Source organism: Rhizobium sp. P2_G9 (assembly GCF_056403475.1).
This window is the reverse complement of sequence record NZ_JBFUFK010000087.1, coordinates 1-22,501: the sequence shown is the minus strand read 5'-3', so window position 1 is coordinate 22,501 and position 22,501 is coordinate 1. Positions and strand designations below refer to the sequence as shown.

The following is a 22,501-nucleotide window of genomic DNA, read 5'->3' as shown; positions in this document are numbered from 1 at the left end:
CATCAAGGTCGGCTATGACATGGTCCGCAACGGTCTGTTCGAGAAAATTCAAGCCGACCTAAAAAAATATCATGCGCTGCGCGTCCCTCCCTCGGATGCGCAGGAGGAAACGGCGGGAATAGTATGATCCGATCAATCGTCCGTGGGGTTGGCGCTTCGCTTCCGAAGCGGCTGCTGACCAACCGTGAAATGGAATCCATTGTCGATACCACGGATGAATGGATCATACAGCGCACCGGCATCCGCCAGCGCTACATCGCTGGTGACGACGAAACCACTGCCTCGCTCGGCGAGGCTGCGGCGCGTGCCGCCCTTGCCAATGCCGGTCTGGCGCCCGATGACGTCGATCTGATCATTGTCGCCACCTCGACGCCGGACAACACCTTTCCCGCCACCGCGGTCAACATCCAGCAGCGTCTCGGCATCCGTCACGGCGCCGCTTTCGACATGCAGGCGGTCTGCAGCGGCTTCGTCTACGCGATGAACACCGCCGATCTCTATATCCGCGGCGGCATGGCCAAGCGCGTGCTGGTGATCGGCGCCGAAACATTCTCGCGAATCCTCGACTGGACCGACCGGACAACTTGCGTGCTCTTCGGCGACGGTGCCGGCGCCGTGGTGCTGGAAGCGGGCGAGGGGACAGGCGCCAATACCGATCGCGGCGTGCTGACGGCCTCGCTTCGGTCCGACGGCACCCACAAGGAAAAGCTCTATGTCGACGGCGGCCCGTCGTCGACCGGCACGGTCGGACATCTTCGAATGGAAGGCCGCGAAGTGTTCAAGCATGCCGTCGGCATGATCACCGACGTCATTGTCGATGCTTTCGACAAGGCGGAACTTTCGGTCGACCAGATCGACTGGCTGGTGCCGCACCAGGCCAATATCCGCATCATCGAAGGCTCCGCTAAAAAACTGTGCATTCCGATGGAAAAAGTCGTGGTCACCGTCGATCAGCACGGTAACACCTCTGCCGCCTCGATTCCGCTCGCTTTGGCCGCTGCAACCGCAGACGGCAGGATCAAGCAAGGGGACCTTGTCCTGCTCGAAGCCATGGGCGGCGGCTTCACCTGGGGATCGGTGCTACTGCGCTGGTAATACACGAAAAAAAAGGTCGCTTCCGGGTGCGCGGCGGTGCTTGACCCGAAGGTGCAACAACAATACTCTTCGCCCGTGTTCACGTCTAAAATAGAATAAGCGGGGGACCATGAGCGGCAAGACTGTGACGAGGGCGGATCTGGCGGAGTCTGTGTTCCGCAAAGTCGGATTGTCGCGAACCGAATCCGCCCAGCTCGTGGAGACGGTGATCGACGAGATTTGCAACGCGATCGTGCGGGGTGAAAGCGTCAAGCTTTCCTCCTTTGCAACCTTCCAGGTGCGCGCCAAGAACGAGCGTATCGGCCGCAACCCAAAGACCGGCGAGGAAGTGCCGATCTCGCCGCGCCGGGTCATGACCTTCAAGGCCTCGAACGTGCTCAAGAGCCGGATTTTGAAGAGCCATCTCTCCCGTAAGGCGAAGGCGAAGGCCTAAAACATAAATTCGGCCTTTTCCGGCTGTTTCAATTGCTTATAATCGAAAGTTCATACTGGTTCGCCCGCCGGACCGGCAGTCTGTCCGTCACGCGGAGCCGCCTCAGCCATGGAAAAAAGCCCGGATGCCTTCCGAACCATCAGCGAAGTGGCTGACGAGCTCGAATTGCCGCAGCATGTGCTGCGCTTCTGGGAGACCCGTTTTCCCCAGATCAAGCCGCTGAAGCGCGGCGGCGGCCGCCGCTACTACCGGCCGGACGACGTCGAATTGCTCAAGGGCATCCGCCATCTGCTCTACGATCACGGCTATACGATCAAGGGTGTGCAAAAGCTTCTGAAAAACAACGGCAACAAATTCGTCGCCGCCGCTGCCAGCGGCGATCTCGCGACTATGGAGGCGCTTGCTGCCGCGAGCGAGGCGGAAGAGCAGGAAGAGGCCGCCCCCGCGCCGCAGCCGAAACCGCAACCCACTTTCGAGGATGACCAGATCGTCGGCCGCGCCAAGCCGCCGACGCATCGTCGATTCTTCGGCCTGATTGGCGGCGGCGACGACGATTTCTCCGCTATCGGCGGCCCGCAGATCGGCAAGGAGGATCGGGCTTTGCTGCAGGAGGCGCTGTTCGATCTCCTGGAATGCAAGCGGCTGTTGGATCAGGTACGGTGAGGGCATGCGGTCGCAACGATCGTCGTAGACAGCTGCTGCGTACTGTTTTCGCGGCTGTGCAATTTCTGTGATTTGTGCCTATTAAATAGGCAAGTGTCGAAACTGCTTGATTTTCGGGCGACGTTCGCGCATTGAACGGCCACGCGAGCTTCGCGAGAGAGTGTCGACCAGAGAGCAGCGCAACAAGCATGGCAATTTTTCCGATAATGATGCCGAGGCCGATTCGGCCTGTCTTCGTGCCCGGCATTGTCGACCGGTGGTAATCCTTGGCAAACCGTCTTTCCAAGCCTGGCGATATTAATGTGCTCGTCATCGACGAGAACAGCATCAGGGCCTCGATCATCGAAATGGGCTTGCGCGAAGCGGGCTATGACAATGTCACGATCATCGATGACATGAACGGCCTTGCCCGCCGCATCATGGACATCAATCCCGATGTCATCGTCATCGATATCGAAAACCCCAATCGTGACATGCTGGAAAGCATTTTTCAGATTTCGCGGGTGGTCAAGCGCCCGATCGCCATGTTTGTCGACAAGTCCGATGAGGCTTCCATCGAGGCCGCGGTGGAGGCGGGGGTTTCCGCCTATATTGTCGACGGCCTCAAGCAGGAACGGGTGCGGCCGATCTTGAAAATGGCCATCAGCCGCTTCAACGCCTATTCGCGCCTGACCCGCGAACTGGAGGAGACGCGTGGCGAACTCGAAAACCGCAAACTGATCGATCGCGCCAAGGGATTGCTGATGCGCTCGCGCGGCCTGTCGGAGGACGAGGCCTATGCTCTGCTCAGGCGAACGGCGATGAACCAGAACAGGAAGATCGTCGAGATCGCGCAGAGCCTGATCACCGCCGCAAGCCTTCTCGACCCGGGAACAAGCGCATGACATCAAAACATCAGATCAATGCCGGCTTCCTGCCGCTTCTCGATAGTGCACTCCTTGTCGTCGCCAGGGAAAAGGGCTTTGCGGCGGAATTGGACATCGATCTAAAGCTTGTGCGCGAACGGTCCTGGGCCACCATCCGGGACCGGCTTGCCGTCAGCCATTTCGACGTCGCCCATATTCTCGCGCCCATGCCGATCGCCTGCAATCTCGGGCTGACCGCGCCGGCACCGCGCATGATCGTGCCGATGGCGATGGGGCTGGGCGGCAATGCCGTCACCGTCTCCGCCGGCCTTTGGCGGGAGATGGGTGACCGTGGCGCTCTGCCTGATCTTGATGCCCGTTCCAGTGGGCAGGCGTTGCGCCAGGTCATCGATCATCGCCAGGGCGAACGGCTCCGCTTCGCCGTCGTCCATCCCTATTCGGGCCATAATTACGAATTGCGCTACTGGCTCGCCGCCAATGGCATCGATCCGGACCGCGACGTCGAGATCGGCATCCTGCCTCCGCCTGACATGGCCGATGCTCTGACCGCCAATCTCATCGACGGCTATTGCGCCGGTGAGCCCTGGAATACGCTCGGTGTTCTCCACAATGATGCGCATCTTGCGACGGTCAAGGCTGCGATCTGGAAATCGAGCCCGGAAAAGGTGCTCGGCGTCAACAGCCGATGGGCTGACGGTCACGCCGAGGCGTTGTCGGCGTTGTTGCAGGCGCTCTACAAAGCCTCGCTCTGGTGCGGTGATAGCGGCAATCGGCACGAATTGGCCGATCTCATGGCGCGGCCTGCTTATGTCGGTCGTCCGGCGGAAAGCCTGCTGCCGGCCCTGACCGGCATGCTTCACACCGGTGGCGGCGAAATTCTTGATGTAAAGGACTTCTTCGTGCCCAATGCCAAGGCTGCGACCTTTCCCTGGAAAAGTCATGCGCTGTGGTTCTACACGCAGATGGTCCGCTGGGGTCAGGTGCGGCACATGGCCGAGCATCAGAGGATTGCCGGGGACAGCTACAGGCCCGATATTTATCGCAGCGCGTTAAAGGCGATGGGCGTCGCCTTGCCGGCGGCGAGCGCCAAGGTAGAGGGCGCGCTCCGCGTCGAAACGCCGGTCGGTTCCAGCGGTGCGCTGACGCTCGGGCCGGATGGATTTTTCGACGGCGGCCTGTTCGATCCGGACGATGTGGACGGCTATATTGCGTCGCAAACGCACGGCTAGCCGCGCGTCTATTTTATGCGCATTGCACAAAATTTAGTGCAGCAGCTGCTTCTCCGATAATGCCGACCTAGCCGCTTGAGTGTGTGAGGCGGGTGGTTTCATTGAAAAATAAGCGCTTTTTCAATCTGGCACGAAGATTGCTTTGATATAGGCAGGCCTTCGGGTCACGAATTCGGCGTCCAATGGCGGGCGCCACCAGCAAAGCCGCTGATCAGGATTTTCGCGCACGCCCCTTTCGTGCAAGCGTTTCTTGAGCAGCGGCTTTTTGTTTTTAACCCCTAAAGATGGATCGGCACGACCTTGTCGGGCCTCGGAGAAGCCATGTCTGTTATCGAGAAAACCCAGCCCATGTCCGCCGGCGAGCCGGCCAAGGCATTGTGGATTTCCACGATTGCCTTCACGCTCTGTTTCGCCGTGTGGACGATCTTTGCGATCATCGGCATCCGCATCAAACAGCAGCTCGGCCTGAACGAAGCCGAGTTCGGATTGCTGATCGGCACGCCCGTGCTGACCGGCTCGCTCGTCCGCATCGTGCTGGGCATCTGGACCGGCCGTTATGGCGGTCGCCTGGTCTATACGCTCACCATGCTGTCTGCCGCAGTTGCGACCTTCCTGCTCTCCTATGCCCATACCTATACCGAGATGCTGATTGCAGGCCTCGGTGTTGGTCTCGCCGGCGGCTCCTTCGCGGTCGGCGTGGCCTATGTCTCGCCCTTCTTTCCGGCGGAAAAGCAGGGAACGGCGCTCGGTATCTTCGGCGCCGGTAATGTCGGCGCCGCCGTGACCAAGTTTGCCGCACCCTTCGTCCTGATGGCCTGGGGCTGGCAGTCCGTCGCCCAGATTTGGGCGGCTGTGCTGGCGGTGATGGCGATCGTCTTCTGGTTCACCACGTCGGATGATCCGGCATTCCGCTTGCGGCGTCAGCAGGGTGTCGCATCCAAGAGCCTTGCCGAGGAGTTTGCGCCTCTGAAGAACATCCAGGTGTGGCGCTTCTCGCTCTACTATTTCTTCGCCTTTGGCGGCTTCGTGGCACTGTCGCTGTGGCTGCCGCGCTACCTCGTCGGTGTCTATGGCTTCAACCTGGAAACCGCAGGCATGGTCGCAGCAGCCTATTCGATCCCAGGCAGCATTTTCCGCGCCTTCGGCGGCATGCTGTCGGACAAGAAGGGCGCCCGCAGCGTCATGTATACGATGTTTGCGGTTGCCGCGGTCGCAACGCTCATCCTGTCCCTGCCGGCAGCGGGCAGCGGCAATGCGCACGGCATTACCCCTCTGGTCTTCATCGTCGTCATCTTCGTGCTCGGCTTCGTCATGAGCCTTGGCAAGGCGGCGGTCTACAAGCACATCCCGGCTTATTATCCCGATAGCGTTGGCGCCGTCGGCGGCATCGTCGGCATGATGGGCGGCCTCGGCGGCTTCATCCTGCCGATCGCCTTCGGTTTTCTCAAGGATATGACCGGCCTCTGGTCGAGCTGCTTCATGCTGCTCTTCGCCGTCGTCGTCATCTCGCTCGTCTGGATGCATCTGTCGGTCATGCAGCTCAACCGCCGCAGCTCCTCGGCGCAAGCCGTTGCCGCCGCCTGAGCCTATGCAATCGAAGGACTTGAACTCATGACTGAAAAACTCGTCATCATCGGCAATGGCATGGCGCCTGGCCGCATGCTGGAACACCTGCTGGAAAAGGCGCCGGATCAGTACCAGGTCACCATCTTCAATGCCGAGCCGCGGGTCAATTACGACCGCATCATGCTCTCGCCGGTCCTATCCGGCGAGAAGGAGTATGAAGAGATCATCATCCACGGCGACGGCTGGTATATCAAGCACGGCATCACCCTCTACAAGGGCCACAAGATCGTGGCGATTGATCGCCTCGCCAAGACGGTCACCTCCGATCACGGCGTCACCGAAAGCTACGACAAACTGGTCATCGCCACCGGCTCGGTGCCATTCATCATCCCGGTGCCCGGCAACAATCTGCGCGGCGTCATCACCTATCGCGATCTCGACGACGTGCAGGCCATGCTGCTCGCCGCCCAGTCGCGTGAGAAGGCCATCGTCATCGGCGGCGGACTGCTTGGCCTCGAAGCCGCGGCCGGTCTCGCCGGACGCGGCATGGATGTCACTGTGCTGCATGTCATGCCGACACTGATGGACCGGCAGCTCGACCCCTCTGCCGGCTATCTCCTTGAGAAGGAACTGGAAGGCCGCGGCATCAAGATCCTCTGCAAGGCCAACACCAAGGCGATCGTCGGCGACGGCAAGGTCGAGGGCGTCGAGCTCGATGACGGCCGCATCATCCCGGCGACGCTCGTCGTCATGGCGGTCGGCATCCGGCCGAGTGTCGGGCTGGCGCGCGACGCCGGCATTGCCGTCAATCGCGGTATCGTCGTCGATGACGGCATGCAGACCTCGGACGGCAATATCCTGGCGCTCGGCGAATGCGCCGAGGTCGGCGGCACAGTCTATGGCCTTGTCGCGCCACTCTATGAGATGGCGCGCGTCGCCGCCTCGCATCTGGCGGGCGATCGCTCCGCCGCCTTCGTTCATTCGGATACGCCGACCAAGCTGAAGGTGACCGGCATCGAGCTCTATTCGCTCGGCGATTTCGCCGACGGCGACGACCGTGAGGAAATCGTCCTGCGCGACGCTTCCGCCGGCGTCTACAAGCGCATCGTGCTGAAGCAGAACAAGATCATCGGCACCGTTCTCTACGGCGAAACAGCCGATGGCGCCTGGTTCAACGACCTGAAGAAGAAACAGACCGATATCAGCGGCATGCGCGAGACGCTGATCTTCGGCCAGGCCTACCAGGGAGGGTCCCCGCTGGACCCTATGGCGGCCGTTGCAGCCTTGCCGGATGATGCGGAAATCTGCGGCTGCAACGGCGTTTGCAAGGGCAAGATCGTCTCGACGATCACGGGAAAGGGCCTGACATCGCTCGGCACGACGCTTGGTCACGACGAGGTCCGCCGGCTGATCAAGGCCAAGGGCCTGAAGAGCATTCCGGCCGTCATGCAGGAGCTCGAATGGAAGACCTCCTGCGGCTGCGCCAAATGCCGGCCAGCGCTCAATTACTATCTCGTCTGCGATTGGCCGGACGAATATGCCGATGACTATCAGTCGCGCTTCATCAATGAACGCGTCCACGCCAATATCCAGAAGGACGGCACCTATTCCGTCGTGCCGCGTATGTGGGGCGGCGTCACCAATTCGAAGGAATTGCGCGCGATCGCCGACGTCGTCGACAAGTTCAATGTGCCGATGGTCAAGGTCACCGGCGGCCAGCGCATCGACATGCTCGGCATCGAAAAGGAAGACCTGCCGGCAGTCTGGGCAGAGCTCGGCAAGGCCGGATTTATCTCCGGGCAGGCCTATGCCAAGGGCTTGCGCACCGTCAAAACCTGCGTCGGTTCGGACTGGTGCCGCTTCGGCACGCAGGATTCCACCGGCCTCGGCATCCGCATCGAGAAATTCATGTGGGGCTCCTGGACGCCGGCCAAGCTGAAGATGGCGGTCTCGGGCTGTCCGCGCAATTGCGCCGAAGCCACCTGCAAGGATATCGGCGTCATCTGCGTCGATTCCGGCTACGAGATCCATTTCGCCGGCGCGGCGGGTCTCGACATCAAGGGCACCGAAGTGCTCGGTCTGGTCAAGACCGAGGACGAGGCGCTCGAACATATCGTCGCGTTGACGCAGATGTATCGCGAGCAGGGCCGATATCTCGAGCGCATCTACAAATGGGCAAAGCGTGTCGGCCTCGACGAGATCCGCAGGCAGATCATGGGCGATGCGGAAAAGCGCAAGGCCTATTACGACCGCTTCGTCTTCAGCCAGAAATTTGCCCAGGTCGATCCCTGGTCGGAACGCGTTTCCGGCAAGGACAAGCATGAATTCAGGCCGATGGCGACGATCGGCTACCAGCAGGCAGCGGAATAGGAGTTGGACATGGATTGGCCAAACAACAACTGGCACCCGATCGGCGACATTTCCGACATCCCGCTGCGCGGTGCGCGCTGTGTGAAGACACCGCAGGGCAAAATCGCCGTCTTCCGCACCGCGGAAAACGAAGTCTTCGCCATCGAGGACCAGTGCCCGCATAAGGGTGGCCCACTCTCGCAAGGCATCGTCCATGCCAAGGCGGTGACGTGCCCGCTGCACAATTGGGTGATTTCGCTCGAAACCGGCAAGGCGCTCGGCGCTGACGAGGGCGCAGTGCGGACCATCCCGCTGCGCAACGAGGACGGCGCGCTGTTCATCGCGCTTGAAAGCCTGATGATGGCAGCGGAATGATGGACGGGGAGGTCAAGACCACCTGTCCCTATTGCGGCGTCGGCTGCGGCGTCATTGCCACCGTGCGCGATGACGGCGCGGTTTCCGTCAAGGGTGATCCGGACCATCCGTCTAACTACGGGCGGCTATGCTCGAAAGGCTCGGCGCTAGCGGAAACCATCGATCTCGACGGACGCATCCTGCACCCCGAGATCGGCGGGCAGCGTGCCGGTTGGGACGAAGCGCTTGATCTGGTCGCAAACCGGTTTTCGGACGCCATAGCCGAACACGGGCCGGACTCGGTCGCCTTCTATGTCTCCGGGCAGTTGCTGACCGAGGATTATTACGTCGCCAACAAGCTGATGAAGGGTTTCGTCGGCTCCGCCAATATCGACACCAATTCTCGCCTCTGCATGTCGTCCTCCGTCGCCGGCCATCGCCGCGCCTTCGGCTCGGATACCGTGCCTGGGACCTATGAAGATATTGAACTCGCCGACCTGGTGATCCTCACCGGCTCCAATCTCGCCTGGTGCCATCCGGTCATCTATCAGCGGCTGGCGGCTGCCAAGGCGCGCCGCCCGGGCATGAAGGTCGTGGTCATCGACCCGCGCCGGACGATGACGGCCGACATTGCCGATCTACATCTGGCAATCCGGCCGGACACGGATGTGGCGCTGTTCGTTGGCCTGTTCTCACATCTGATCAAGAACAACGCGGTCGACCAGAACTACGTCGCCCAATATACCAGCGGTTTCTCCGAGGCCTTCGCCTCCGCCTCCGGCCTGTCCTTTACGGAAGTCCTGGAAATGACCGGTCTGCCGGCCATGCAGTTGCGCGAATTCTACCGCCTGTTCACCACGACCGAAAAGGTCGTGACCTGTTACAGCCAGGGCGTCAACCAGTCCTCAGCCGGCACGGACAAGGTCAACGCCATCATCAATTGCCACCTTGCCACCGGCCGCATCGGTCGCCCCGGCATGGGGCCGTTTTCGCTTACCGGGCAGCCGAATGCTATGGGCGGGCGCGAGGTCGGTGGGCTGGCCAATATGCTCGCTGCCCATATGGCGATCGAAAATCCAGGCGATCGTGACCGCGTGCAGCGCTTCTGGCAGTCGCCGGCGATTGCCGCCAAGCCGGGGCTAAAGGCGGTCGACATGTTCCGGGCGGTTGCCGATGGGCGGATCAAGGCGCTGTGGATCATCGCAACGAACCCGGTCGTCTCCATGCCCGACGCCGACATTGTCGAGGCTGCCATCAAGGCCTGCCCGTTCGTCGTCGTCTCCGACATCCTCAAGGACACCGATACCGCGCGGCACGCCCATGTTCTGCTGCCCTCACTCGGCTGGGGTGAGAAGAGCGGCACGGTCACCAATTCCGAACGCCGCATTTCCCGTCAGCGTGCTTTCCTCGATCGGCCGGCAGAGGCGCGCGCAGATTGGTGGCAGCTAGCGGAGGTGGGGCAGCGGATGGGCTTTTCCCACGCCTTCGCCTTTGAGTCGAATGCTGAGATTTTCACTGAACACGCAGCGCTTTCGGCGTTTGAAAACAATGGCAGCCGTGATTTCGATATCGGCGCCTACGCCACTATCGACCAGCAAAGTTATGACGTGCTCGCGCCTTTCCAATGGCCGCAATCGACGGGGCGGGAGGCGGTCGAAACGCGCTTTTTCACCGAGGGCGGTTTCTATCATGCGGACGGAAAGGCGCGCTTCGTTCCCACTGTGCCGAAACCTTCAGACCGCACCAACGCTGATTATCCCTTCATACTGAACACCGGCCGCATTCGCGATCAGTGGCACACGATGACGCGGACCGGCAAAACGGCACGTCTTTTCTCCCATATCGCCGAGCCCTTCGCCGAACTGCATCCACGCGATGCCATTGAGCTGGGCATAGGCAGCGCAAGCCTGGTGGAGATCCAGAGCCCCCACGGCAGCGTCGTCGTCCGCGCGCTGATTACAGAACGTCAGGCGCGCGGCAGCGTGTTCGTGCCGATGCACTGGAACGACCAGTTTACCGCCAGGGCCCGCATCGACACGCTCGTTCCGCCGGTGACGGACCCGATCTCGGGTCAGCCGGCGTCGAAGAATGTCGCGGTTGCAGCGTGCCGCTTCAAGGCGGCATATTATGGTTTTGCCGTCTCCCAGGCAAAACCCGATCATCTCAACGCCGATTACTGGGCGCTGGCCAAGGCCGATGGCGGCTGGCGTGTGGAACTCGCTTTCCGGCAGCCGGTCGAAGATTGGGTGAGCTTGTGCCGCAGCGCTTTTGCCATTCCCGATACAATCGAGCCGCTCCGCTATGTCGACCGTCAGTCCGGTGATATAAGGCTCGCCTTCTTCGATGGGGATCGCCTGCTCGCCGCTCTGTTCCTGGCGTCCGAACCAGTCGCTGTCGCCCGCAACTGGGCAATCGCGCAACTGACTGCCGAACACGGCAATCTCCGCAAGCGCTTTGCCCTCGTCGCCGGCCGGCCGGGTGCCGACAAACCGGATCCCGGTGCCACCGTCTGTGCCTGCTTCAGCGTCGGCGTCAACCAGATCGTCGCTGCCGCCCGGCAGGGCTGCCGGAGCGTCGAAGCGATCGGCAAGGCGCTCAATGCAGGGACCAATTGCGGTTCCTGCCGCGCCGAGATCCGGGGAATCATCGACGGCTGCGCCGCCGCAGCAGCAGCCGAATGAATCGCTTTCCGCGCATAGTCTGCGAAACTGGGTTCAGGCTCCGGAATAAAGGCATGTGCAGAAACGAGGGCTGAAAGACCGGGAGCAAAGCCTGGAAATTGCGATGCGCCTCAGGTTGCCTTTTGGTTGCTGTGGGCTGTGGCCCTGCAAAGGGCAATCCGGCACATCCGCGAACCCGATGCAGTCGCGGCCGGCACCCCTGATGTAAAAAGGGGTGCACCGATGCTAACGGTCGCCACGCTCTCCCCGCTGCCTTGCTGGTTCGCGCTTCCGATTGCACTTCACAATTGCGTTAGTTTTCCCATGCGATACTTTCGCAGGTGTTAAAGTTCGACAAAGCTAATATGATCCGCCGGCCGATCGGGAGTCGTAGAGATAGCGGCCGGCGGGGAGGGCTTGCGAGATGCTGCCAATTTTTGTCCGTCAAATGGACTATCGGTCATGTGCTGCCGGAACTTATCCGGGTCACAGAACGTTGAATCGCCGCTTAGCGGGGAAACCCATGTCGGACATCGAACATCAAGATAGACAGCTGCCGCTGCCGGATTCTGCGCGGGCACTGCCCGCACATCGCATCCCCACCATTATCGGGCGGCGGTCCGTTTCCGTGTCCGGACGCGGGACTTGGTCGCGCATTTTTGGGCTGATCCATAAGCTAGGGTCGGAGGAAGATGACGGTCCGGTTTCCCGCATCCGATATTAGCTGTATGAATTTGCCCCGAATGTTTCATTAATCACTTCACTCTGTCCTGCCTCAGATCGTGCAGGACGTCCACGCCGGTCAGACCGGTAGAGCTGAGCCGCCACTGGGTGCGGCTTTATCCGAAATCCCAGAAACGGACAATTACCAAAGATTCCGCTATTGCGCGGTGCGATCTTCGAACGCGATTTCGTCACAGATTGCGGCGATCTCCGTATCGAGCTCATCGCGCGATGCATTGTTGAGCGATACGAGATAGGGCAGGTGTGCATCGTCGATGGCGTCGGTGAACAGGAAGCGCGCGTCTTCATCCGGCAATTCACCTTTGAGCGCCCGCGTGCAGGCCAGTATGGCGCGATGGTAGTAAAAGCCTGATTTGACCGGCCATTCGCCCAGCAGGCATTCGGCGGCCTGACGGGTATTTTCGACGCGGACCACCATATGCGTTCTGGTAGCGATTTCGATAGTAATGATGCGATTCCAAGTCCCGGTGCTCATCGCGTAGTGCATTTCCGAACAGTGCTTTCTGACGAGGTCGTAAAATACGATAGGTCGCTTGCGCGAGAATGGTATTTTAGCGCATTGGATTCGGAATTCTGGCCGTTTTCCCGGTTACAGGCCGAGATGCTGTTGCCAGCCTTCACTGCGAGCGACTTGCGCAATCCTGAGAAGAGGGCAACGGCTATTCTGCGTGATCACCGTCAGGCAACAGGAGGACGACAAGCACGAGACCGATCATCGCAATGAAGTCGAAGGCTTTCTGCTGGCCGTTCCAGACTGCGGACTGCCACATGGCAAACCATTCGCCGCCGGCGATGATGAAGCCCACAATGTAGAGCAGAAGTCCAATAGTCAGCCCGGCGACGGCAATACCTTTAGCCCCCTTGAATGCCGGCGTTGCGGCGACGGTCAGCAGACGTGCGGCGCCCAGCCAGAGAAGCGCGGCCGCGATCATTTCCGCCGCGATGATCAGCCAGTAACCCGCCTCCTGCATGGACGGATTGGTGATCGCCCGCCAATGCAGGCTGGAATTCGGGAAGGTCGTATCCATCGAGAGCACATGCTGGACGAACAGCCAATTGCTGCCATAGTCGGCGATGTTTCCGTAAGCGACCAACGAGAAAAACAGCGCGCTCGCCGCCACGAGTGCGATTTTGCAAAGCCTGATGACAACCAAGATGACCTCCCGTTCCCCCTCTGGACGCACAACGTGTCCATCCGATCCGACCGATCGCACCGGGCAGGCGCATGATCGGCAGATTGACTTTAGCTGGCTTCGCCGATATCCAAAATATATGATGACCGTGCCGAACTTCACTGGATTTTATTACGCGCCGCAGAAATAGCGGCAGGGTGCATCATTATGTTCAACCGCTGCCTGGCCAGCGGTTGATGTTGACGGACGCCTCTGGCCCGCGTGGCTTTCGAGAGGACGTCATGTCTAACAATCCAAATGAACTCACGAAGATGCCGATCGGCGTTATAGGCTTCGGCGCATTCGGGCAATTGATGGCCGAGCATCTCTGCTCTCACTTTCCGATCATGGCTTTCGACATTGAAGCCGACGCTGCGAGAGCGGAAGCGCTCAACGTATCGATGGCGCCGTTCGAGGCCGTCGCGGCGTGCCCCGTCGTCATCCTCTCAGTTCCGGTCGGCCAGATGCGCAACGTCGTCGCCCGCCTCGCTCCGCTTTTGCAACCCGGGACGCTCGTCCTCGACGTCGGCAGCGTCAAGGTCGAGCCTGCCGCGATCATGGACGAACTGCTTCCCGGCAATGTCGAGGTCGTCGCGACACATCCGCTTTTCGGCCCGCAGAGCGCGCGTGACGGTATCCGCGGATTACCGATCGCCATATGCCCCATTCGCGGGCGACGCTTCCGGGTGGCGGCTTTTTGCAGGATGCTCGGCCTCGATGTCATCATGACGACACCGGAGGCACACGACCGGGACGTTGCCCAGGTTCAGGGGATCACGCATCTGGTGGCGAGCGTGCTGGTGAAGATGAATCTGCAACCGACACGCATGACCACACGAAGCTTTGAACTGTTGATGTCCGCCGTGGACATGGTCCGGTATGATGCGCCGGAAGTGTTCCAGGCAATCCTGAAGGCCAATCCTTATGCTGGAGATATCCTGAAGCGCTTCAAGTCCACGACTTCAGCCCTGGAGGAGCCGACTTGACGCTTGATATCGGCTGCTCGTCAAGCCTTGGCGATCCGGCTGCCTTCGCGGTTGTCGCGTGTCGTGTTCAGGCGTCGGCCTATATATCACGCTGCAGGCAGACGTCGACGGATGATGCCGGTGTGAAAATTCACGCCGTGGATCAAGCCGGCGTCGTCGAAGTCAAAGTTCGGATTGTGCAGCGGCGCCGACGCCTTGCCATTGCCGAGGAAGACGAAGCAACCCGGCACCCGCGACAGGAATTGGGCGAAATCCTCCGAGCCTGTCATCGGCTTGTCCGCAATCTCGGCATTCTCAGCGCCATAGAGATCAGTCGCCACGGCGAGTGCCTCTTCGGCAAGCCCGGCGTCGTTGAGGAGCGGAACGAACTCCCTCGAATATTGGACGTCGGCCTCGACATTAAAGGCGAGGGCGGTTCCCTCGGCGATCACCCGCATCTGCTGTTCGATACGTTCGCTGACCTCAGGACTGAAGCTCCTGGCGTCGCCGAGGATGCGGGCGGTGCCCGGCAGGGCATTACGCGTACCGTCGGTGATCAGCTCGGTCACCGAGACGACGCCGATATCGGCCGGGTCGATCCGGCGCGCCACGATGGTCTGCAGATTGGTCACCAGCGCGCAGGCGGCGACCAGGACTTCGTTGCCCCAATGCGGCCGCGCGGCATGGCCGCCGACGCCTTTCAGGGTGATTTCGAAATTGTCCTCGGCCGACATGAGCGCACCGGGTCGGGTCTGGAAATAGCCGATCGGAAGACCCGGCATGTTGTGGATGCCATAGATCTCGTCGAAGGCAAACCGCTCGAAAAGACCGTCCGCGATCATTGCCAGCGCGCCCTTGCCCCATTCCTCGGCAGGCTGGAAGATGAAGCGTACCGTGCCGTCAAAGCCGCCATCCTCGGCCAGCAGTTTCGCCGCTCCGAGCAGCATCGTCGTATGACCATCATGGCCGCAGGCATGCATGACGCCCGGATTCCGCGACGTGTAGCCCTTGTCTCCGAGCTCGGTGATGCGCAGCGCATCCATGTCGGCCCTGAGCGCGATCGCTCGATTGCCGCTGCCGCGCCTGATCGTGCCGACCACCCCAGTGCCGCCGACGCCCTCGGCGACCTCGTCCAGACCGAATTCGCGCAGCTTGGCAGCCACGAAGGCGGATGTCGATGTCTCCTCGAAGCCGAATTCCGGATTGGCATGAAGGCGATGACGCCATTCGGTCATTTCCGCCTGAAGCGCTTGCAGATCTGCCATTGTCATTCCTCCGGTCTGGTGAGTTTGCGCACGACGTCGAGCAGAATATTGGCCCCTGCGACCAGATCGGCCTCGGGAGTGAATTCCTTCGGATTGTGGCTGATGCCCGCGACACTCGGCACGAAGATCATCGCGGCGGGTGCGATTCTCGCGATCATCTGGGCGTCATGGCCTGCCCCCGATGTCATGCGCCGCGATTTCAACCCTCGCGCCATTGCCGCCTGTTCGACAAGCGTCACGATGCCGTTGTCGAAGGTTACCGGTTCGAAACGCGCCAGCCGCTCCGTGGTCACCTCGACCTGTTCCTCTTCGGCAATCGTTTCGAGAAATTCGGCAAGTGCCGCCTCTTCGGCCTGAAGGCGCTCCTCGTCAGGGTCACGCAAGTCGACGGTAAAGGTCGCCCGCGACGGGATGACGTTGATCGCGTTGGGCTCAAAAGCCATGCAGCCGACTGTGGCGACCGTCGGCGTGTTCGATGCCTGCGCGCGCGTCCGCAGGAATGTGATGACGCGCGCTGCCGCCAGCCCGGCATCGCGGCGCATCGACATCGGCGTCGTGCCGGCATGGTTGGCGTCGCCCTCGATGGTCACCCGCTGCCAGGAAATACCCTGCAGGTTCTCGACCGCGCCGACCGGAATGCCTTCGCGTGCGAGCACCGGGCCTTGTTCGATATGCAGTTCGATATAGGCATGCGGCTTCAGGAAGCCGGGCTCATGCGGCCCGGCATAGCCGATCCTTGCCAGTTCCTCGCCGAGGACGCTGCCATCGGTGCCGATGGTCGCCAGTGCCTCCTTGATGGCCAGGCCGCCCGCATAGACAAGCGACCCCATCATGTCAGGCGCATAGCGAACGCCTTCCTCATTGGTGAAGGCGGCAACGACGAGCGGGCGAGCCGGAACAAACCCCTCCGCTTTCAGTGTTTCGATGACTTCGAGGCCCGAGAGCACGCCATAGCAGCCGTCGTAAATGCCGGCATTGATCACAGTGTCGATATGCGATCCCAGCATTAGCGGATCACTGGCCGCCGAAGCGGCCTCTGCCGGCTTCCATATGCCGAAAATATTGCCGATGCGATCTATCGCGATTTCGAGGCCGGCGTCCCGCATCCAACCCACGACGCGGTCGCGCCCCAGCTTCTCGGCATCGGAGGCAGAGAGCCTGACGAGACGATCATCGGCGTCGCGCCCGATATCTCCCAGCGCCCGGATATGTCCCAGCAGGCGTCCTGGATCGATCGACGAGCCGGTCATCGCGCTTTCTCCAGATTGCCGGCCATGACCGCGGCCGGCGACATGCCGACGATTTCCTGGTATTTTGCTGGGTCGGTCGCGCCTTCCGTATTGATGACGAAGATGCGGGAGGACGAGCCGAGCCCAAGTTCCGATTTGATCTTGGGATTGGCCATGGCCCTGATCAGTCCGGCAAGCCCGACACCACCGCTTTCGCCCGCGACCACGGCCGGATCGCCGGATATCGGTCGCGCCAACCGCTTCATCACGTCTGTTGCATCATCCTCGTCCACGGTCATGAAGGCGTCTGCCACACGCGACAGGATGCGCCAGGCAACAAGCGATGGCTCGTAACATTCGAGCATGGCCATGACCGTCGGCTCGCCATGCGGGATGGTGACGAGGTGGCCCGCCTTCGCACTTTCGGCGATGCAGGCCGCGCGACCGGGATCGACGACGGTGAAGATCGGGCGTTTATCCCCGAGGACAATGGCGAGATGGCCGGCGACTGCCGCCGCGATGCCGCCGACGCCGGACTGGACGAAAACATGGGTCGGCGGATCGGGCAGCCTGCGCAGCGCTTCGAGGATGATCGCCGTATAGCCCTGCATCACCAAGCCAGGAATGCGTTCATAGCCGGGCCAGGATGTGTCCGAAACGATCGTCCAGCCCCGCTCGGCGGCGATCCTTGCGGCTTGCCTGACGGAATCGTCATAGGTGCCCTCGACGCGGATCATCTCCGCGCCAAAGCGACCGATGGCGGCAACCCGCGCGTCGCTGACGCCGGCATGGACAAAGATCGCCGCACGCGCGCCGACCAGTTGCGCGCCCTGCGCCACCGACCGACCGTGATTGCCGTCTGTTGCGCAGGCGACGGTCATCGTCCCGGCCACCGCGGCAACCTCCGGGCTGTGAAGTTCGCTGACGTCGACCGGTCTCCCTAATCTTCTCCCGGCTTCCTCCAGCACCAGGCGGATGACCGCATAGGAGCCGCCAAGCGCCTTGAAGCTGCCAAGGCCGAGCCGCTGGCCTTCATCTTTCACATGAATGCAGGCAACGCCTATTTCGCGGGCGAGATTGGGCAGCGCGACAAGCGGCGTCTCGGCATTGTTTTTGCGGAACGAAAGGAAGCGCTCGACGTCCTTGGCTGCGACGGCGCCGAGCGTCTCGGCGTCGCGCGGGTCGAGAGCGGATCTGTATGCGGCGTTGGTGTTGGTCAGGAACATCGTCACCTCGCTTGTCCTGGCGAAAACATATTGCATTCGAGGCGAAATTTGCGCTGAATATCGGCCGGGGATTTGCAATTTTGTTTCGTGCGGCAAGAGTTTCATGGACCAGACATCGCCACGCGTGGCGCTCGACGACTTCGATCGGAAGATCCTGAAAATCCTGCAGAAGGACAATCTGACGCCGCAGCGCACGATCGGCGAGGCGATCAACCTCTCGGYGCCCGCCGTCCAGCGCCGCATCAAGAAAATGACCGAGGCCGGTATCATCCAGGCCAATGTCGCCGTGGTCGATCCGGCAGCACTCGGGCATCCGATCACCATCTTCGTCGAGGTCGAGGTGATCAGCGAGACCGCGGAGCAGATCGAAACCGCCAAGCGTGAATTCGCCGCCACGCCGGAAATCCAGCAATGTTTTTACGTCACGGGCGAGGCGGACTTCGTTCTGGTGATCGTGGTGCCCAACATGGCTGCCTATGAAGCGCTGACCAGAAGACTGTTCTTCGGCAACAACAATGTAAAACGCTTCCGGACCTTCGTCGCCATGGACCGGATCAAGGCAGGGCTGGAAGTGCCGGTGGCGTAGGCTGGGTCGGGGATGCGGCTGGTGCGTGTTGTCGCGCCCGCCCGCGATGTCTTCGGCGTCTGGCGCAGAGTGGATACTCAAGGAAATCTCTCCGGCGGCAGCCTGTGAGCAGCCATGCAGGCTTGGTCGCTCCGGAACTGCGGCAGAGTTCAATTTGCTCAACCAGTTCCACGAATGCGTTCCGCGCAACGGCGGCAATAAAACTTTACAGTATTTTACCCCGCCGAAACCCAGGAGCCGCAAGACGCTGGTAGATCGATCATGAGCATCCAAGAAGGGGGCGCATGCGAAATCGATCTGGAAATGAGTACCGGTCCGGCATTGCCATGACGGCGGTCGCACTTTCGGCTTTGGCCCTGATCCTGGCCGGATGCACGCAGACCCCGCGGTCCATTTACAATGTTTCCGAGGCCCGGGCAGCGTCAATCGTCGGGTTCGAGGACATCAGGACCTATCTCGATGCCGATCTGGACAAGGCTCCGACCGATCCGAAAAAATGGGTACCTTCGCCGACGAAGCGCGATGTCAACGTCCTGATGATATCGGGCGGCGGCGCCGGCGGGGCATTCACCGTAGGCATCCTGGCGGCCTGGAGCGAGACCGGAAAACGCCCCATATTCGATGTCGTCACCGCGTCAGTACAGGTGCGCTCATCGCGCCTTACGCTTTTCTGGGACGGCGATATGATCAGAGCCTGACACGGCTCTATACAAGCGCAACGGCCAGGAATTTGGTCGAAGCAAGGTGGATGGGAACCGGATTGCTCGGAAAGAGCCTGCTGAAACCGGAGCCACTCAGGCAGATGGTCGAGCATTGTGTCACGCGCGCGCTCCTCGCCCAGATCGCTGCAGAACATCGCAAGGGGCGGCGGCTATTTGTCCTGACCACCGATCTCGACACCCAACGCGCCGTGGTCTGGAACATGGGTGCGATCGCAGACAGCGGACGGCCGGAAGCACTGAAGCTGTTCCAGGATGTGCTGATTGCTTCGGCGAGCATACCCGGCATCTTTCCTGCTGTCATGATCAAGGCACGTGTGGGACATCACGATATCGAAGAAATGCACTCGGACGGCGGTTCGGCGTCGCAGATTTTGACGCTCCCCGAAAAACTGATCGCCAGCGCAAGACGGATCCCTGGGGCAAGGCGTCAAAATGTGACCATGTATGTCATCGTCAACAATGCGCTGATGCCCGAATTCTCAATCACGTCGGACAAGACGCTTCCCGTGATGGCGCGTGCCTATTCGATCCTGATCAAGTCAACAGACCCGCAGCTCGCTCCTGGCTCTGTACGGTTATACCAGGCGGACCAGCATACATTTCCGTGTTGCTGCAATCGACAAGCAAATTCCCTATTCAGTGTCCGACCCATTCAACACCGAGTACATGAGGTCGGTTTATAACCTGGGCTATTCGGCAATGCTGGAGGGCAAGGTTTGGAAAGATCAGCCGTTCTTTTAAGCTCTTGGCAATAACACCTTGGTCGCTCATGGAGCTTTGTGTTCGACCGTTTTTCGCTCATTGCTGACATTGAGCGGCTTGTCATTGAACGACGGCTTCGCGCCGTCATCTCAGCTGTTCAGCCCGTGGGTGTGCATTCCTAACGCAAACGTCCATCGAGCAATGCTTTGAGGGCACTGATGCGGCAACTTTGAGCCAGTACCTCGCATCGCTGATGCGCCAAACCGAGACGTAGCTTGGACTTTGACCAGTAGCTACAATCTCTGGCAAACGTCGTATTGCGGCCGTAAGAGTTAGACGTCGGTCACCCCGCCTGTGGGCCAATATTCCACGCTGAAACACAGTCGCGCCATCTGTGCGAGTGCGCGCAAACGCCCGTAGCGCTTCTTACCGTGATCGGATCGGCCTCCTTCGGCGCCATATTGCGCCCTGCCGTGATCGTTACTCGGATGATCGCCTTATGATTGAACAGCATGCCTCCCTGAATGTAACGATTGCGGGTCGTCACTGCTCGACGACCGCGCGCCTGCCGCCTTTGATCCCCGATAATTCGCGGCCGCCCGCTTTTAAGCCGGCCGCGCCGCGAATCGACTTGAACCAAGAAGATTCTGCCTAAGTCAAGAAGATTTCGACTTGTGGGCCGGCTATTTTGCTGACATTGTTCCCTGTTCGAGGAGTTGTACTGTGGCAGGTGTTTAAATGGAGGGGTAAGGATGGCAAAGGAATCTTCGAGTACCACTTCTTCCGCAAATAGAGCGGACGAAAATCTGATAGGCAATGCAGAGGCAAACGGACTGAATTTCATGGCGACCCAGGCCCGCGAGGGCGGGCTCTCCGGTGACGCTGTGGGTGTCGACAAGATACGCGATCTGCTGTTCGGCAACCAGATGCAGGACTATGACCGCCGTTTTTCCAAGCTTGAAGACCGGTTCTTGCAGCGCTTCAAGGAAGTCGAATCCGAGGCCAAGCGCAATCTTGAAATGTACGAGTCAAATGCAAAGAAGCAGGTCGAATCGCTCGCGGCGCAATTGCGGAGCGAAAAAGATGCGCGAGCCGAGGCCGACAAGGAGATTGACCGGAATCTTCGCGAGCAAAATCAGGCACTTGAAAAGCAGGTGCGCGCGTTGTCGGATCAATTGAGCGAGCTTGAGCGCGACGTTTCGGACCGGATAAGTCGAAGCGATCATTTGCTGCGTGAGGAAATCAAGCAAAAGAATGAAAGCATTCAGATGCTAATGGAGAAAATGTTTTCCGATCTCAGCAACGTCAAGACTGACAGAAATCTTTTGGCTGGGCTGTTTGTCGAGGTTGCAAAATGCATAAATCAGGATTCCGGCGGCAGCAAGAGCACCTCAGAACGTGGCTGGAAAGCGAGTTGATCGGAACTTGACGTCGAGCGTCGACCCTATCAGGTTTCCTCAAAGAGCCGCCTCGGACGATACCGAGATTGATCGCGCGGCTCTGGCTAATCTTTTGGTCGAAATTGCCCGGAACGTTGATCCCGACCATCATGCGCGTTTCGACGGAGTTCCAACCGCCGATCGCCGCATGGAAACGCTGCGCCAGTTGCTGGTCGGCCGCGAAATTTCGGAGCTTTCACGAGTTACGCATCTTCTGGGCGAACCGGAGCAGCTTGCGGAAGCAGTGGGCGGCATTCTTCCCAGTGCAGCCGCACGGGCGCCTCATATGCAGCTCGGCGAGGCCCTTACGCCAGCCGTCGAGACGGCTGTGCAACGGTCGATCAAGAAGAGCCCGCGCACGCTGACGGATATATTATACCCGGTGTTTCTGCCGGCAATTCGCAAGTCGATCGGGGAAAAGATCGACCAGACCTTTCAGTCGCTGAATGAAACTTTAAGACATATATTTACCTGGCATGGACTCAAGTGGAGATTTGAGTCTTGGAGAACTGGTGCCAGCTTCTCAGAAGTTGTTCTAAAGCATTCTCTTGTCTATCGCGTAGAACATGTCTTTCTTATTGACCGAAATTCCGGACTTTTGATCGCGCATGTAACTGCCGAAAACGCAACGAGCGAAGATCCTCAACTTATTTCTTCGATGCTCAGTGCTATTCAAGACTTTGTTAAAGACTCATTCAACGAGAAAGAACAGAGCGGTCTGGACACTATCCGCTTTGGGGAGCTTCGTCTCTGGTCAGAAGTTGGACAGTTTGCGACCTTGGTTTCGGTGATCCGGGGAAATCCGCCAGAGGAATTACATGAAATAGTTAGCGATGTGTTGCTTCGCATCCATAATGAATACTCACAGGCTTTAGAGCAGTTTGACGGCGACGGTTCTCAGTTGGCCGGCATAGAGACGCAGTTGCAGACCTGCGTTGAACTGAAGCAGGAGGACTCAAATCAGGGATTTCCGTGGCTGGTGGTGGCTGCAGTCCTGCTGGTTTTGATTCCGGCAGGCGGTTGGTTCTTTCTTTCCTGGCAATCGGGACAGCGCTGGCAGGCCTACGTGTCGCGACTGGGGACCCAACCGGGCATCATCGTCGCCCAACAAACGGCGAGGGGTGGACAATTCTACATTTCCGGCCTGAGAGACCCGCTTGGCGCCGACCCGCAGTCGCTGTTGTCTGGAACGCATGTCGATCCCGCCCGCGTTCATTCGCAATGGCAATTCTATCA

17 protein-coding genes and 2 pseudogenes are annotated in these 22,501 nt (G+C 60.1%); 14 read left to right on the top strand and 5 right to left on the bottom strand.

The features are described from left to right. Nucleotides 1-123: 123 nt before the first annotated feature. The 9 genes from AC1DYF_RS38925 (at nt 124) to AC1DYF_RS38885 (ending at nt 11,236) form a co-directional block, all read left to right on the top strand. Nucleotides 124-1,095: a beta-ketoacyl-ACP synthase III gene (locus AC1DYF_RS38925; protein ID WP_477884097.1), complete on the top strand. Its 972-nt coding sequence runs from the start codon at nt 124-126 to the stop codon at nt 1,093-1,095. 109 nt (nt 1,096-1,204) lie between these two features. Further along, nucleotides 1,205-1,528, top strand: a complete 324-nt coding sequence (locus AC1DYF_RS38920; RefSeq protein WP_477884095.1) for an integration host factor subunit alpha — start codon at nt 1,205-1,207, stop codon at nt 1,526-1,528. A gap of 108 nt (nt 1,529-1,636) precedes the next feature. Further along, nucleotides 1,637-2,191: a MerR family transcriptional regulator gene (locus AC1DYF_RS38915; protein ID WP_477884093.1), complete on the top strand. Its 555-nt coding sequence runs from the start codon at nt 1,637-1,639 to the stop codon at nt 2,189-2,191. Between the two features lie 266 nt (nt 2,192-2,457). Then, nucleotides 2,458-3,075 carry an ANTAR domain-containing response regulator gene (locus tag AC1DYF_RS38910; RefSeq protein ID WP_477884091.1) on the top strand — a complete coding sequence of 206 codons (618 nt, stop codon included), beginning with the start codon at nt 2,458-2,460 and terminating at the stop codon, nt 3,073-3,075. Continuing rightward, a complete protein-coding gene (locus AC1DYF_RS38905) occupies nt 3,072-4,286 on the top strand; it encodes a CmpA/NrtA family ABC transporter substrate-binding protein (RefSeq protein ID WP_477884089.1) in 1,215 nt (404 codons plus the stop codon). Before AC1DYF_RS38910 ends, AC1DYF_RS38905 begins: the two co-directional genes overlap by 4 nt. Nucleotides 4,287-4,607: 321 nt before the next feature. Then, nucleotides 4,608-5,870 carry an MFS transporter gene (locus AC1DYF_RS38900; protein ID WP_477884088.1) on the top strand — a complete coding sequence of 421 codons (1,263 nt, stop codon included), beginning with the start codon at nt 4,608-4,610 and terminating at the stop codon, nt 5,868-5,870. A gap of 27 nt (nt 5,871-5,897) precedes the next feature. Then, a complete protein-coding gene (locus tag AC1DYF_RS38895; protein WP_477884087.1) occupies nt 5,898-8,222 on the top strand; it encodes an FAD-dependent oxidoreductase in 2,325 nt (774 codons plus the stop codon). 9 nt (nt 8,223-8,231) lie between these two features. Then, nucleotides 8,232-8,576 carry a nitrite reductase small subunit NirD gene (gene nirD / locus AC1DYF_RS38890; protein ID WP_477884085.1) on the top strand — a complete coding sequence of 115 codons (345 nt, stop codon included), beginning with the start codon at nt 8,232-8,234 and terminating at the stop codon, nt 8,574-8,576. After that, nucleotides 8,576-11,236 (top strand): nitrate reductase, encoded by a 2,661-nt coding sequence (locus AC1DYF_RS38885; RefSeq protein WP_477884102.1) that lies wholly within the window; start codon nt 8,576-8,578, stop codon nt 11,234-11,236. Before nirD ends, AC1DYF_RS38885 begins: the two co-directional genes overlap by 1 nt. Nucleotides 11,237-12,095: 859 nt before the next feature. On the opposite strand, the gene AC1DYF_RS38880 is transcribed toward AC1DYF_RS38885, so the two are convergent. Both AC1DYF_RS38880 and AC1DYF_RS38875 read right to left on the bottom strand, forming a co-directional pair. Further along, complete coding sequence (locus AC1DYF_RS38880; RefSeq protein ID WP_477884083.1) at nt 12,096-12,434, bottom strand: DUF982 domain-containing protein; 339 nt, start codon at nt 12,432-12,434, stop codon at nt 12,096-12,098. Between the two features lie 184 nt (nt 12,435-12,618). Next, nucleotides 12,619-13,113: a DUF2165 family protein gene (locus AC1DYF_RS38875; protein ID WP_477884081.1), complete on the bottom strand. Its 495-nt coding sequence runs from the start codon at nt 13,111-13,113 to the stop codon at nt 12,619-12,621. Nucleotides 13,114-13,373: 260 nt separating this feature from the next. Between AC1DYF_RS38875 and AC1DYF_RS38870 the strand changes: the two genes are divergently transcribed. Beyond that, on the top strand, nt 13,374-14,117 hold the full coding sequence (locus AC1DYF_RS38870; protein ID WP_477884079.1) for a prephenate dehydrogenase/arogenate dehydrogenase family protein: 744 nt from the start codon (nt 13,374-13,376) through the stop codon (nt 14,115-14,117). Nucleotides 14,118-14,203: 86 nt separating this feature from the next. Here AC1DYF_RS38870 and AC1DYF_RS38865 read toward each other — a convergent pair whose 3' ends face one another. From AC1DYF_RS38865 to AC1DYF_RS38855, 3 genes are read right to left on the bottom strand one after another with little or no spacing between them, the layout of a single operon-like run. Beyond that, the gene (locus AC1DYF_RS38865) at nt 14,204-15,361 is read right to left on the bottom strand and encodes a M20 aminoacylase family protein (RefSeq protein ID WP_477884077.1); all 1,158 of its coding nucleotides are present in this window, start codon (nt 15,359-15,361) and stop codon (nt 14,204-14,206) included. 2 nt (nt 15,362-15,363) lie between these two features. Next, entirely contained in the window at nt 15,364-16,611 is a 1,248-nt protein-coding gene (locus tag AC1DYF_RS38860) for an allantoate amidohydrolase (protein WP_477884075.1), read from the bottom strand. Next, entirely contained in the window at nt 16,608-17,816 is a 1,209-nt protein-coding gene (locus tag AC1DYF_RS38855) for a diaminopropionate ammonia-lyase (protein ID WP_477884100.1), read from the bottom strand. The genes AC1DYF_RS38860 and AC1DYF_RS38855 overlap by 4 nt, the downstream gene beginning before the upstream one ends. A gap of 103 nt (nt 17,817-17,919) precedes the next feature. Between AC1DYF_RS38855 and AC1DYF_RS38850 the strand changes: the two genes are divergently transcribed. The 4 genes and pseudogenes from AC1DYF_RS38850 to AC1DYF_RS38835 all read left to right on the top strand — a co-directional run. Then, complete coding sequence (locus AC1DYF_RS38850) at nt 17,920-18,402, top strand: Lrp/AsnC family transcriptional regulator (protein WP_477884073.1); 483 nt, start codon at nt 17,920-17,922, stop codon at nt 18,400-18,402. 284 nt (nt 18,403-18,686) lie between these two features. Continuing rightward, nucleotides 18,687-19,865: pseudogene (locus AC1DYF_RS38845) on the top strand (patatin-like phospholipase family protein). Nucleotides 19,866-20,578: 713 nt separating this feature from the next. Next, entirely contained in the window at nt 20,579-21,244 is a 666-nt protein-coding gene (locus AC1DYF_RS38840; protein WP_477884072.1) for a hypothetical protein, read from the top strand. Between the two features lie 7 nt (nt 21,245-21,251). Next, a pseudogene (locus tag AC1DYF_RS38835) lies at nt 21,252-22,501 on the top strand (OmpA family protein); the annotation flags it as partial.